13 protein-coding genes and 5 pseudogenes are annotated in these 12,717 nt (G+C 74.1%); 8 read left to right on the top strand and 10 right to left on the bottom strand.

The annotated features are described in order from the left end of the window. Position 1 precedes the first annotated feature (1 nt). Positions 2-358 (bottom strand): chorismate mutase, encoded by a 357-nt coding sequence (locus tag UK82_RS18230; RefSeq protein ID WP_082121646.1) that lies wholly within the window; start codon positions 356-358, stop codon positions 2-4. Between the two features lie 309 nt (positions 359-667). Between UK82_RS18230 and UK82_RS18225 the strand changes: the two genes are divergently transcribed. Then, positions 668-1,516, top strand: a complete 849-nt coding sequence (locus tag UK82_RS18225; protein ID WP_044883483.1) for a PD-(D/E)XK nuclease family protein — start codon at positions 668-670, stop codon at positions 1,514-1,516. 59 nt (positions 1,517-1,575) lie between these two features. Beyond that, complete coding sequence (locus tag UK82_RS18220; RefSeq protein ID WP_044883484.1) at positions 1,576-2,784, top strand: pyridoxal phosphate-dependent aminotransferase; 1,209 nt, start codon at positions 1,576-1,578, stop codon at positions 2,782-2,784. A gap of 22 nt (positions 2,785-2,806) precedes the next feature. Here the strand turns inward: UK82_RS18220 and UK82_RS18215 are convergent, their stop codons facing one another. Further along, positions 2,807-3,496, bottom strand: a complete 690-nt coding sequence (locus UK82_RS18215) for a hypothetical protein (RefSeq protein ID WP_044883485.1) — start codon at positions 3,494-3,496, stop codon at positions 2,807-2,809. A 52-nt stretch (positions 3,497-3,548) separates the two neighbouring features. Here UK82_RS18215 and UK82_RS18210 point away from each other — a divergent pair, with 52 nt between their 5' ends. Next, positions 3,549-3,983, top strand: a complete 435-nt coding sequence (locus tag UK82_RS18210; RefSeq protein ID WP_055408312.1) for an antibiotic biosynthesis monooxygenase — start codon at positions 3,549-3,551, stop codon at positions 3,981-3,983. 55 nt (positions 3,984-4,038) lie between these two features. On the opposite strand, the gene UK82_RS18205 is transcribed toward UK82_RS18210, so the two are convergent. Further along, complete coding sequence (locus tag UK82_RS18205) at positions 4,039-5,145, bottom strand: hemolysin family protein (protein WP_044888294.1); 1,107 nt, start codon at positions 5,143-5,145, stop codon at positions 4,039-4,041. Next, positions 5,142-6,557, bottom strand: coding sequence for a hemolysin family protein (locus UK82_RS18200; protein WP_044888295.1), 1,416 nt, complete (start codon positions 6,555-6,557; stop codon positions 5,142-5,144). The genes UK82_RS18205 and UK82_RS18200 overlap by 4 nt, the downstream gene beginning before the upstream one ends. 272 nt (positions 6,558-6,829) lie before the next feature. Here UK82_RS18200 and UK82_RS38495 point away from each other — a divergent pair. The 4 genes and pseudogenes from UK82_RS38495 to UK82_RS18190 form a co-directional block, all read left to right on the top strand. Next, positions 6,830-7,127, top strand: a pseudogene (locus UK82_RS38495) (ParA family protein); the annotation flags it as partial. Between the two features lies 1 nt (position 7,128). Further along, positions 7,129-7,221, top strand: a pseudogene (locus tag UK82_RS38490) (ParA family protein); the annotation flags it as partial. A gap of 1 nt (position 7,222) precedes the next feature. Beyond that, positions 7,223-7,789 (top strand): ParA family protein (locus tag UK82_RS38485; RefSeq protein ID WP_236706089.1); only part of this gene is annotated, 567 nt, incomplete at its 5' end. Next, entirely contained in the window at positions 7,786-8,172 is a 387-nt protein-coding gene (locus tag UK82_RS18190) for a hypothetical protein (RefSeq protein ID WP_236706088.1), read from the top strand. The genes UK82_RS38485 and UK82_RS18190, both read left to right, overlap by 4 nt. A 98-nt stretch (positions 8,173-8,270) precedes the next feature. Here UK82_RS18190 and UK82_RS18185 read toward each other — a convergent pair. Then, positions 8,271-9,787: pseudogene (locus UK82_RS18185) on the bottom strand (DEAD/DEAH box helicase); the annotation flags it as partial. 1 nt (position 9,788) lies between these two features. After that, positions 9,789-10,019: pseudogene (locus UK82_RS42860) on the bottom strand (ATP-dependent helicase); the annotation flags it as partial. A 269-nt stretch (positions 10,020-10,288) separates the two neighbouring features. On the opposite strand from UK82_RS42860, the gene UK82_RS18180 reads away from it, so the two are divergent. Then, the gene (locus UK82_RS18180) at positions 10,289-10,981 is read left to right on the top strand and encodes a ferritin-like fold-containing protein (RefSeq protein WP_044888298.1); all 693 of its coding nucleotides are present in this window, start codon (positions 10,289-10,291) and stop codon (positions 10,979-10,981) included. A gap of 100 nt (positions 10,982-11,081) precedes the next feature. On the opposite strand, the gene UK82_RS18175 is transcribed toward UK82_RS18180, so the two are convergent. The 4 genes and pseudogenes from UK82_RS18175 to UK82_RS18165 form a co-directional block, all read right to left on the bottom strand. Beyond that, entirely contained in the window at positions 11,082-11,306 is a 225-nt protein-coding gene (locus UK82_RS18175; RefSeq protein WP_044888299.1) for a DUF3107 domain-containing protein, read from the bottom strand. Between the two features lie 135 nt (positions 11,307-11,441). After that, positions 11,442-11,820, bottom strand: a pseudogene (locus UK82_RS38475) (TetR/AcrR family transcriptional regulator); the annotation flags it as partial. 1 nt (position 11,821) lies between these two features. After that, on the bottom strand, positions 11,822-12,119 hold a 298-nt coding region (locus UK82_RS38470), incomplete at its 3' end, for a TetR/AcrR family transcriptional regulator (RefSeq protein WP_236706087.1). A 179-nt stretch (positions 12,120-12,298) separates the two neighbouring features. Beyond that, positions 12,299-12,499 carry a hypothetical protein gene (locus tag UK82_RS18165; RefSeq protein ID WP_044888301.1) on the bottom strand — a complete coding sequence of 67 codons (201 nt, stop codon included), beginning with the start codon at positions 12,497-12,499 and terminating at the stop codon, positions 12,299-12,301. Between the last annotated feature and the right edge of the window lie 218 nt (positions 12,500-12,717).

The raw sequence follows: 12,717 nt of genomic DNA, 5'->3' as shown, positions 1-12,717 counted from the left end.
CCTAGGACTGGCCCGCCGCGCCCCGGCAGAGCGTCAGCACCGCCATCGCGATCTCGACGCCACGGGGACCCAGCTCGTTCGCCCAGACGGCGATGATCTCGTTTTCCCGGGCGTGTTCGATCCGCGGGCCGCCCTCGGCCGAGCGCAGCGCCTGGATCTGCCGGGACAGGTCGCGGCGGGTGGCCAGCAGCTCGCGGAGCTGGGCGTCGATGTCGTCGATGTGCTGGCGTCCCTCGGCGATGTTGCTGATCGTCAGCGACTCGCCCGCGATCGGCGCGCGCCCCGCGCCGGTGAGGATGGCGCCCGGCGCCGTGGGCGCGGGGATCGCGGCGTCGGAACGGTCGACGAGGTTATCCACGAATGGGCCTTTCGATCGGAGGCCCGGCGCAGCCCAGGCCAAGACGACCCGGGGCGGACCGGGCCTGGGTCTGACGCTCGTACCGCGTGAGGTCAGCGGTGGAGCGGGGACCGTGCCCGGTCCCCATAAAACGGAGGCAGCAGCGCGCCGTGGCGCGAGGTTCGGCTGCTCTCCATACAGCAAGCATGCCAGCCCGGCGCGGATCCGTCCAGGAACCGACGCGGCGCCGCAACCACCCGCCTCGTCCCGGATGGTCCGCCCCTTCGCTGGTGCCGCGGCTCCCCGGTGGCGGGGTGGGATGATCGATCGATGGGACAGATGGAGTTCGGCGGCATGCCCCGCAAGCTGTTCGCCTGTACGCCGTCGCGGCTGGCCGCGTTCGAGGACTGCCCCCGCCGCTACCGGATGATCTATCTGGACCGGCCGCGCCCGCCGAAGGGGCCGCCGTGGGCGCACACCTCCTTCGGTGTCAGCGTGCACAACGCGCTGCGCCGGTGGTGGGAGGAGCCGCATCAGCGGCGCACCCCGCTGCGCGCCGCCGAGCTGCTGCGCCTGGGCTGGGTCGACGAGGGGTTCCGCGATCCCGAGCAGTCGCAGCACTGGCGGGAGCGGGCCGTCGGGATGGTCCGTGGCTACGTCGCGGGCCTGGACCCGGCGGCCGAGCCGCGCGGGGTCGAGCGCTCGGTCGCCACCCGCACCGAGGCGCTGGCCTTCTCCGGCCGGGTCGACCGCCTCGACGACCGGGACGGGGAGCTCGTCGTCGTCGACTACAAGACCGGCCGGCGACCCGTCACCGACGACGACGCCCGGACCTCGCGGGCCCTGGCGCTCTACGCGCTGGCCGCGGGCCGGATGCTGCGCCAGCCCTGCCGGCGGGTCGAGCTGCACCACGTGCCCACCGGGCGGGTCGCCGCCGCCGAGCACACCGAGGACAGCATCGCCCGCCACGTCCGCCGCGCCGAGTCCGTCGCCGCCGACGCCGTCGAGGCGACCGAGGCGCTGCGCGGCGGCGGTGAACCCGATCGCGCCTTCCCGCCCCGCCCCGGCCCGCTGTGCTCGTGGTGCGACTTCCGCCGGCTGTGTGCGGAAGGCCAGGCCGCCGGCCCCGAGCGCCAGCCCTGGGCCGCCCTCGGCGAGGACCCCGAGCCGGCCGGCTGACCTGCCGCGGCACCGGCCATCCGGCGACCTCCTCGCCCGTCGGATGTCACCATGGGGCGGTGTCCGAGCAGACCACAGCCCCCGCCCAGCCGCGGGTCTCCGCGAAGGCGATGACCTTCACCGAGTCCGTCATCCGGGACATGACCCGGCTCGCTCTCGCGCATGACGCGGTGAACCTGGCCCAGGGGTTCCCCGACTTCGCCTGCCCGCCCGAGCTCAAGGAGGCGGCCAAGGCCGCCATCGACGCGGACGTGAACCAGTACGCGATCACCTGGGGGGCGGCGGAGTTCCGGGCCGCGGTCGCCGCGAAGGTGGGGCGGACCTACCCGGGCTGGTCGGTCGACCCGGACACCGAGATCTGCGTGACCTGCGGTTCGACCGAGGCAATGATCGCCACCATGCTGGCGCTGGTCGATCCCGGCGACGAGGTGATCATGTTCGAGCCGTTCTACGAGAACTACGGCCCCGACACGATCCTGTCCGGCGCCCGGCCGCGGCTGGTCCGCCTGCACGCCCCCGACTGGTCGATCGACCCGGCGGAGCTGCGCGCGGCGTTCAGCGACCGCACCCGGGCCATCGTCCTGAACACCCCGCACAACCCGACCGGCAAGGTGCTGCGCCGCGACGAGCTGGAGCTGGTCGCCGAGCTCTGCCAACGCCACGACACGCTGGTGTTCACCGACGAGATCTACGAGCACATCCACTACCTCGGACCCGGCGGCCACATCCCGCCGGCGACGATCCCCGGCCTCGAGGATCGGACCGTCACCATCAACGCCCTGTCGAAGACCTACGCGGTGACGGGCTGGCGGGTCGGTTGGACGATCGCGCCGCCCGCCTACACCTCGGCGATCCGCAAGGTCCACGACTTCCTGACCGTCGGCGCGGCGGCACCGTTGCAGGCCGGCGGCGTGGCGGCGATGGGCCTGCCGCCCGCCTACTACGACGGGCTCGCCGAGCAGTACCGCACCCGCCGCGACCTGCTGTGCGCCTCGCTGGCCGACACCGGGTTCACGTTCCGGCAGCCGGACGGCGCCTACTACGTGATGTGCGACACCCGCGCGATCGACCCTGCCGGGGACGACGTGGCCCTGGCCCGCCGGCTGGTCACCGAGATCGGGGTGGCGGCCGTGCCCGGCTCGTCGTTCTTCGCCGATCCCGCCGACGGACGCCACATCATCCGGTTCGGCTTCCCCAAGAAGCTCTCCACGCTGCAGGCCGCCGCGGACCGCCTGGCCCGTCTGAGCCGCCCGGCCGCCGGCGGCTGAAGCCGGCGCTCGGGCGGGGTTGTCACGGCGCCGGGGTGAGCCGGGCCGGCGGCGTCGGCAGCCGGTAGCCGATGCCGGCGGCGCGGGCGTGCCCGGCGCGCAGCTCGCGGTCCAGCTCGGCGAGCTCGGCACGCACCCCGCCGCGCGTCGACCGGCCGAGCAGCGCCGGGCGGGCGCTCATCGCCGCGGGCTCGGGCGGGGCGTACCGGCCACGCAGATACTCCCCGATCCACCGACCCTGCGCGCCGGCCAGCTCCGGGGGGCCGCCGACGTGGAAGACCCAGGCCGCCGCCAGGTCGAACACGCCGCCGAAACGGGGCGAGTCCGGCCCGCCCGGCCCCAGCCGGGCCGTGCCGTCGCCCAGCACGACCGCGTCGAAGACGCCGAGCAGGTCGTCCCCCGCCCCGGCTCCCGCGGCCGCCACCGCGGCGGCCGGGGCCGCGGACGTCGCCGAGGGCCGGGGATCGGCCCGCACGCCATGGACCTCGAAGGGCGGCGCCGCCGGGCCGGCCGCCGTGAGGCGCAGGGTGCCGGGCGACACCGCGAGGACCTGGTCGGCGCAGCCGTACGCGGCGAGGCGGGCGTGGGCGGCGGGCGGCACGGGGCCGGAGGAGAACGCGGCGACCGCGAGCCCCCCGTCGACGAGGGAGATCGTCGCGGCGGCGGTGGCCACGTCCACGCCGAGGACGGCGACCCGGGGAAGACCTGTCACGCTGGGGCACTCTAGTGGCGCCGCGCGGGCGCCTTCGCACTACGGTGAGGATATGAGCGTCGTCAAGATCAATGCGCTGACCGTGCCCGCCGAGATGCGGGCCGCCCTGGAATCGCGGTTTGCCGGCCGGGCCGGGATGGTCGAGCAGGCCGACGGGTTCGAGTGGTTCGAGCTGCTGCGCCCGATCGAGGGAACGGACACCTACCTCGTCTACACCCGCTGGCGTAGCGAGGAGGACTTCCAGAAGTGGCAGTCCTCGCAGGCGTTCGAGGAGGGCCACCGTCGGGCGGCCGCCGAGGCCGCGGCTGCCGCGGGCGCGCCGGCCGGGCAGGGCGCGCCGGCCGGGCACGGCGGCGGCGCTGGTCCCGGTGGTGCTGGCGGTCCCGGTGGTGCCGGCGGTCACGGCGGGGCCGGAGCTCCCGCGGCGACCGGGGCCACGCTGTGGTCGTTCGAGGTGGTGCAGTCGGCGGCGCCCGGCTCCGACTGAACCCGGCTCTGACTGCCGCGCCGGGGGTGGCTGCCGCGCCGGGGCCGGCCCGTGCTCAGTCGTGGTGGCTGGCGTCGGTGACCTCGCCGACGAACTGCTCGACCACGTCCTCCATCGCGATGACGCCGACGGTCGTCCCCGCGGCGTCGACGACCCGGCCCAGGTGGCTGCCGGCACGCTGCATGCGGCGCAGCACCTGGTCCAGGGGCGTGTCCGTGGCCAGCTCCACCATCTCGTGCAGCCGCGTCGGCGCCAGTGGGGTGTCGAGGTCCCCGGGCGGGATCCCGAGGACGTCCTTGGCGTGCAGGAACCCCGCGATCTCGATGTCGTCGCCGATGGCACCCCGGCCGGAGCCGGACCCGGCGTCGCGGCCCGGGGCGGAGGTGGTCGCGGCGTCGGGCACCCGCACCGGGAACCGGGAGTAGCCGGTGCGGGCGACAACGTCCTCCAGCTCGCGGGCGGTGGTCGTCCAGGCGATCGTCACGGCCTGCGAAAGCGGGATCATCACCGCGCCCGCGTCCCGGTCGGACAGCTCCAGGGCGCTGGTAAGCCGCTCGTGCTCGGCCTGTTCGAGCAGACCCTCCTGCTTCGACTCGGCGATGATGGCCGCCAGCTCCTGCGGGGTGTAGGCGGAGGCGAGCTCGTCGCGGGGTTCGACCCGCAGCAGCCGCAGCACCCGGTTGGCGAAGGTGTTCAGCAGGAGCACGAACGGCGAGGTGGCTCGGGCGAAGGCGATCAGGGGCGGCCCGAGCCAGACCAGGGCCCGTTCGGGTCCGGCGATCGACAGGTTCTTCGGCACGATCTCGCCGAGCACCATGTGCAGCGCGGACACGATGGTCAGCGCGACGGCGAAGGCGATCGCGTGCTGCGCTGCCGCGGGGACGGCGAGCGCGTGGAGCAGATCCGTCAGCAGCCGCGCGACGGCTGGCTCGGCGACGGCGCCGAGGGCCAGCGAGCACAGCGTGATGCCGAGCTGGGTCGCGGCGAGCAGTGGGGAGAGGTGCTCCAGGGCGCCGATGACCGAGCGGGCCCGCTTGTCGCCGGCCTCGACCATGGGTTCCAACCGGTCGCGGCGCGCGGAGACGAAGGCGAACTCGGCGCCGACGAAGAACGCATTGCCGGCGATCAGCGCGAGCCCGGCGAGCATCGCGAGCAGGGTCATGATCCGCGCTCCGCCTGGGACCGCCGGGTCTGTCGGGTCTGCCGTGCCTCGGGCGTCTGCCGTGCCTCGGGCGCGCGCAGGGGCGGGGCGGACAGCCGCACCCGGTCGATGCGGTGCCGATCGACCGCCACGACCGTCAGGATGACGCCGTCGACCTCCACCTGCTCCCCGACCGCGCCGAGATGGCCCAGGCGGGCGAGCACCAGCCCGGCGATCGTCTCGTACGGCCCGTCGGGCAGCCGAACGCCGGTCGCGTCGACCGCCTCGTCGGGTCGCAGTAGCCCGGACAGCAGCCAGGAGCGCGGCCCGTCGGGCACCACGCCGGGGGTGCTCGGCAGGTCGTGCTCGTCCGACACCTCGCCGACCAGCTCCTCGACGAGGTCCTCCAGGGTGACGATCCCGGCGTTCCCGCCGTACTCGTCGATGACGGCGGCGAGCTGCAGCCCGTGCCGGCGCAGCCGGGAGAGCAGCGCGTCGCAGCCCAGCGAGGCGGGCACGAGCAGCGGCGGAACCATGATCTCGCGCACGCTCACCGCGGCGCGGCGCGCGGCCGGGATCCTGAAGACGTCCTTGACGTGCACGACCCCGACCACGCCGTCGACATCCCCGGCCCGGTCCCCGTCGGCGCGCTCTCCCTCGGCCCGTCCCCGCACCGGGAACCGGGAATGACCGGACTGCTGCGCCACCTGAAGCAGATCGGCGACGTGCATGTCGGCGTCGGCCCAGACGGTCCGGACCCGCGGGGTCATCACGTCGGCGGCGTGGCGGTCACCGAAGCGCAGCGACCGCCGCAGCAGCGCGGCCGTCGTGGTCGGCAGGGTGCCCTGGCGGGCGGAGGCCCGCACGATCGAGCCGAGCTCGGCGGGGGACCGCCCGGCGTGCATCTCGTCCTGGGGCTCCACCCCCAGGGCGCGCAGGATCGCATTGGCGACCCCGTTGAGCAGCCTGATGAGCGGACCACATACCCGGGAGAACCCGACCTGCGGCCAGGAAACGGCCCGGCCCACCCGCAGCGGCTCGCTGATCGCCCAGTTCTTCGGCACCAGCTCGCCGAAGACCATCTGGCTCACGGTCGCGACGAACAGGGCGAGGACGAGTGCGAGCACCGAGCTTGGCGTGTCCGGCAGGCCGACGGCGTGCAGCGCCGGATGGATGAGGGCGGCCAGCGCCGGCTCGGCGAGGTAGCCGACGGCCAGCGAGGTCACCGTGATGCCGAGCTGCGCGCCGGAGAGCTGGAACGACAGCGAGCGCACGGCCGCCGACAGGGCCTGGGACCGCCGATCGCCGACACGGGCGGCCTGCTCCGCCTGATGCGGCTCGACCGCGACGAGGGCGAACTCCGCCGCCACGAACAGCGCGTTGGCGGCGATCAGCACCACGACGATCGCGAGATAGACGATCGCCTGGATCACCCGGCGCCGCCGATCCCGGCGGGCATGGTCACCGTCGCATCACGTCCGTCATCGAGGAGGGAAATCGCGGGAAGGGACCGCTGATGCTGCGCTACCCGGCGGCGCCTGTCCGCACACCGTGGCAGGGCCACGGTACGTCCGCGTCCCACCTGGGCGGCGCTCGGCGGGCGGGCGTCCGGTCTGTGGCGGTTGGCGCGCGGGCGGCGAGGCGCGTCGAGGTTTCGGGACGCCAAGTGTTGTGACCACACGATTACGCATCCACACTGATCGGTGTGGCACACGTACTTGCGGTAGCGAATCAGAAGGGTGGCGTCGCCAAGACGACCTCCGTGTCCAGCCTCGGCGCCGCGCTGAGCGAGCTGGGTTACCGGGTCCTGCTGGTGGATCTCGACCCACAGGCGTGCCTGACCTTCTCCCTCGGCCTGGATCCCGACGCCCTCGAGCTGTCCGTGCACGACGTGCTCCTCGGTCGGCTCTCCGCGGGCATCGTGATCACCAGGACCTCCGACGGCATGGACCTGCTGCCCGCGACGATCGAGCTGGCCGGCTGCGAGGCGGTGCTGCTGTCGCNCACCGGCCGCGAGCACGCGTTGCGGCTCGCCCTCGCCGAGGTGATCGACGCCTACGACTTCGTGCTTGTCGACTGCCCACCGTCGCTGGGCGTNCTCACCATCAACGGGCTCACCGCCGCCGACGAGGTGATCGTGCCGCTGCAGTGCGAGACGCTGTCGCACCGCGGTGTCGGCCAGCTCCTCGACACGGTGCACGACGTGCAGCGGCTGACGAATCCGGGCCTCGGAGTCCGCGGCGTCCTGCCGACCCTGTTCGACGGGCGGACGGCGCACTGCCGAGCCGTGCTCGCCGACGTCTCCGCGCGGTACGACATCGCCGTGCTCACGCCGCCGATCGCCCGCTCCGTGCGGTTCGCCGAGGCGCCGGGCACAGGCCGGTCGATCCTGTCGACGGCGCGGCGTTCCAAGGGCGCCGAGGCCTATCGGGCGCATGCCCGGGCCATCGCCGAGGCGGTCGGAACCGGGCCGCTCAAGGCCGGGCCGATCAAGGCCGGGCCGATCGAGGCTGGGCCTCCTGAGCCGGTGCCGCTCGAAGCGGTGCCGCTCGAGCCGGTGCGCCTCGAAGCGGGGGCGCTCGAAGCGGCGCCGCTCGAAGCGGGGGCGCTCGAAGCGGTTCGGGGCGGACAGGTACCGGTCGGGGTCAACGGAGCCCGGGGGTGAGTGCGGGGCCGAGCGGCCCGGCACGGTCGCCGCGCGCCCAGCAGCGCGCCTCCGCCGGGTTCGACCGGCTGCGCCCGCGCGGTTCCCGACCACCGGTGGTGACGCCAACCCCGTCGGGCCCGGCGGTGGGACGGGACGCGCACGGCAAGCGCGCGCTGTACAGCGGGCTGCGGCCGACGACCCCGCCGAACACGAGCCTGCGCGTCGAGTGTTCCCGCTGCGGGCAGACGAGCCTGCTCGGCGCGTGGCAGGCGCTGCGGGCTCTCACCCCCAGCGTCCACCTGCCGCTGGTACACCCGCGGCATCCCTCGTTGCTGCGCTGCCCGACCTGCCGGCGGGTGAGCTGGGTGCGGCTCGGGCTGCATCTGCGGCCGGCGGGCTGAGCGGCTCCCGCGGGGGAGTCCCAACGCCGGGCCAGGGGGCCACGCGGGCCGGCGTTTGGACGGGGACGAGCGGGGAGGAGCGGTGGCGGTCCGTCCGATCAGGCGGATTCGGCCCGCGGAGACTCGTCATCGAGCGCGCCGATCGAGCTGATCGCGTCGCCGTCGGCCTCCGTGAGCTCGGTGGCCGTGCCGGAGCCGCGCCCACGGTTGCCGCGACGGCGACGGCGACGGCGGACCGGCTCGCCACCCGCCTCCGAGGACAGCGCCGAGACGACGTGCGCGGTGTCGTCGGTGTCGTCGGTGTCGTCGGAGATGACGACGTCCAGGTCCAGGTCCGGTGCCGTGCCGGCCGGGTCGTCCTGCTCGCTACCGTCGGCGGCGATGGTCAGGCCGGTCGCGGCGGCTGCGGCGCCACCACCGCGGGTGCGGCGACGGGTGCGGGTGCGGGCCGGCACCGGCGGGTTGTCCGCCTGGGGCGTCTCACGCCCGGAACGCGCCCCGCGGCGCCCACCACGACGGGACTCGCCGAGGTCCTCGAGGTCCTCCGCGTCGAGCCCGGCGCGGGTGCGCGCGGCGTGCGGGAGGGTGCCCTTGGCCTCCGTCGGGATGCCGAGCGCCTCGTACAGGTGCGGCGAGGTGGAGTAGGTCTCGAGCGGGCCCTCGAACGGCAGCGCGAGCGCCTTGTTCACCAGCGTCCACCGGGGCAGGTCGTCCCAGTCGACGAACGTGACGGCGACGCCGCTCTCGCCGGCGCGGCCGGTGCGGCCGATCCGGTGCAGGTAGACGTTCTCGTCCTCGGGGCACTGGTAGTTCACCACGTGGGTGACGCCGCTGATGTCGATGCCACGGGCGGCAACGTCGGTGGCGACGAGGACGTCGACCTTGCCGGCCCGGAACGCGCGCAGCGCCTGCTCGCGCTGGCCCTGCCCGAGGTCGCCGTGCACGGCGGCGGCGGCGAACCCGCGCTTGTCCAGGTCTTCGGCGACCTTGTCCGCGGTGCGGCGGGTGCGCACGAACACCATCGCGAGCCCGCGGCCACCCGCCTGCAGGACGCGGGCGAGCACCTCCATCTTGTCCAGCGCGTGGGCGCGGAAGACGTGCTGGTGCGTGGTCGGCACCGTGCGCGTCTCGTCCGGCTGCTCGGCGCGGACATGCACCGGCCGCTGCATGAAGCGGCGGGCCAGCGAGATGACCGGGCCGGGCATGGTCGCGGAGAACAGCATGGTCTGCCGGCTGGTCGGGAGCTGCGCCATGATGCGCTCGACGTCGGGCAGGAAGCCAAGGTCGAGCATCTCGTCGGCCTCGTCGAGCACCAGCGTGCGCACGGCGGCGAGGTCGAGCACCCGCTGGCGGGCGAGGTCGAGCAGCCGGCCCGGCGTCCCGACGACGATGTCGACACCGGCGCGCAGCGCGGTGAGCTGCGGCTCGTAGGCGCGCCCGCCGTACACGGACAACACCCGAAGGCCGCGGCCCGCGCCGGCGCGGGTGACGTCGGACGTCACCTGGACGCACAGTTCCCGGGTCGGCACGACGATGAGGGCCTGCGGCCGCCCGTCGGCGCCCTCCTTCGCCGCCAGCACCGTCTGGACGACGGGGATGCCGAAGGCGAGGGTCTNGCCGGTGCCGGTGCGGGCCTGACCGATGATGTCGTTGCGGGCCAGGGCGAGCGGAAGCGTCAGCTCCTGGATGGGGAAAGCGTGCACAATGCCTGCTTCGGTCAGCGCCTCGACCGTCTCGGGGCGAACCCCGAGGTCGGCGAAGGTGGGCGCGGCCGGCGTTGCGGGCGTGTCGGTCAGGGGTTGGGAAGTGGGTAGATCATCCGAGGGTGCTGCGGCTGTGACGGACAGCGGGACGCTCCTGGTCTTCTCTGAGCGGTGTCTACGCTGAACCCGCTCGCGGTGAGCCGCGCGGCGCCCGCGACCCGAAGTCCGTGTGCCCCGGCGCCATAGGTGGCTACTCTGGGTGCACAGGTGACGAGGCGACGCCTGCTACGCGACAGCCGAGGTGACATAACGACCTCTGGCTACGGCCTAGCATAGCTGGTGTGTACGCCGAGTGGGGGCTCCTTGGCCGAGGTTTGCCGACAGCGACGGCGGCAGGTGCCAGAATCGCGCCTGTGACACAGACATCCTTCCCGCCGACCGACGCGTCCGGGCCGGACCTGGCGGGCCAGCCGGACCAGGCGACCGTCGACCTGCTGGGCCTGCTCGCCTACGGCGAGCTGACCGCCTTCGAGCGGCTGGCCACCGACGCGCGGATGTCCCCGACTCTCGGTGACAAGATCGCCCTCGCGGCCATGGCTGCCGCCGAGTTCTCCCACTTTCAGGCCATCTGCGGGGAACTGGATCGGCTCGGCGTCGACCGCGAGCACGCGATGGCGCCGTTCATCGGCCCGCTGACCGCGTTCCACAACTCGACCGCCCCGGCCGACTGGTTGGAGAGCCTGGTCAAGGCATACGTGGGCGACAACATCGCGGCCGACTTCTACCGCGAGATCGCCACGCGACTGCCCTCGCCGTCGCGGGAACTGGTGCTGAATGTGCTCGACGACACCGGCCACGCCGCGTTCGCGATCGACCGGGTGCGGGCGGCCATCGAGGCCAACCCGACGGTCGCCGGCCGCCTTGCGCTGTGGGCCCGCCGGTTGGTCGGCGAGGCGCTCACCCAGGCGCAGCGGGTGGGGGTCGACCGGGACGCGCTGACCGGCCTGCTGGTCGGGGTCGGCGACCTGGACGCGCTGGCGGCGATCTTCAACCGCCTCATGGCCGCGCACGGCCGCCGGATGGCGGCGCTGGGCCTGTCCGCCTGACAGTCCGCCTGTCTGCCTGACAGCTTGTCTGCCTGATCGCCCGCCGGGCGTGCCGGGCGGACAGGCCGCACGGCACGCCGAGCTCGCGATCAGGCTTCGATCAACCGCCGAAACCCACGCGCCGCGGCCCGCCGGCGGCGATCTCCACGTAGGCCAGGGACGCGACCGGAACCACCACCTGCCGACCCTTGTCGTCGGTGAGGGTCAGCACGCCGTTGTCGGCCTTGACCGCCTCTCCCACCAACGCGGCGAGGGCCTCCGCCGACTGGTCGCTCTCCAGCACCAGCTCCCGGCTGACCTGCCGCACGCCGATCTTGACCTCCACCGATGACCTCCGCCTTCGTCGGACCTACCGCCGGCGGACACCCGCCGCCGAGGTTGGATCACCGCCCACACTATGGCTTCCGGGACTTCTCCACCGGGACGGGAACGGCGTGTTCGCTCCCGGCACACCCGGCGCTCACCGGTCCGACCGAGGCTCCTCGTGCGCGGGCCTGGAGTCGGGCGGGTCAGTGCGGGGGTACCCGCCGATGCCGCGCCAGGCCAGCTCCACCATCGACTCGATGGCCCGCTCCTTCGCCACGGTGCCGCCGCGGACCAGCCACCACCGGGAGGCCGTCTCGGCGAGCCCCACCAGCCCGACGGCGAGCAGGTCGGCCTCGTCCTGGGTCAGCCCGGTGTCGGCGACGATGGTCGCCGCGATGGAACGCACGCACTGGGCGAACGCGGTCTCGATGCGCTGGCGCACCGCGGGCACGCTGCGCAGGTCGGACTCCAGCACGAGCTGGTGGGCGCCCGACGGGTCGTTGACGAAGTCGAAGTACGCGCGCACCGAGCGCNCAATGCGCGCGTGGTTGTCGGTGGTCGACGCGAGCGCCTCCTGCACGCTCGTGACGAGCTGGGTGGTGTGCTCGTCGAGCAGCGCGAGGTACAGCTCCAGCTTGCCCGGGAAGTGCTGGTAGAGCACCGGCTTGCTGACGCCCGCGCGCTCGGCGATCTCGTCCATCGCGGCGGCGTGGTAGCCCTGGGCGACGAAGACCTCGCGGGCGGCTCCGAGGAGCTGGAAGCGGCGGGCGGTGCGGGGTAGCCGGGGAGTGCGTCCCGGGCGCGTGCCGGGCGAGGCTGGCTCGGCGGTCACCGGCGCACCTCCTGGTCGATGTGGTCAAACCCTACCCGCGGACACCGACGCGGCGGGCGGCACCGGAACGCGATCACCGGGCCCCGAGGCCGGCCCACTGTCGCACAGCGGGCCGGCCGGACGTCCGGTGTGGCGAAGGCTGGACCGCGGGTCAGCGGTACGGGGTCAGCGGTACGGGGTCAGCGGTAGTAGTCGTCCTCGTCGGTCTCGACGACGATGCTCTGCTCGACGACGTCGAACTCGTCGGCCTCACTCGGCGGCGCGGGGGGCACCGGCGGTGCGCCCGTCGGCGGGCGGACCTCCCGGGCCTGCTCGGCCGCGTCGGCGTCCGGCGCCTCCAGGGGAAGGCCGGAGGCCGGCAGATCGGTGGGAACTCCCATGGGTACGTCCTCCTGCGCTCGTCGGGGTGGCGGCCCGCCGCGGCGGGTGCCGGATTCGGTCCGCAACCCGGGCCGGGTCCGGACCGCGATGTGCCCGGGATCGGGCGGTCTCACGCGGAACCATCCGACCCGCCCGGTCGGGCCGATCGTCCGTCGCCGGACGGGTCCGTGCGCAGGGGGCGAACGGGTCCCCGTGCTCGGCGACCCGTCGCGGCACC

The sequence above is a fragment of the Frankia sp. ACN1ag genome (assembly GCF_001414035.1).
Lineage (GTDB): Bacteria > Actinomycetota > Actinomycetes > Frankiales > Frankiaceae > Frankia > Frankia torreyi.
This window is presented reverse-complemented; position numbering and strand designations above follow the sequence as displayed.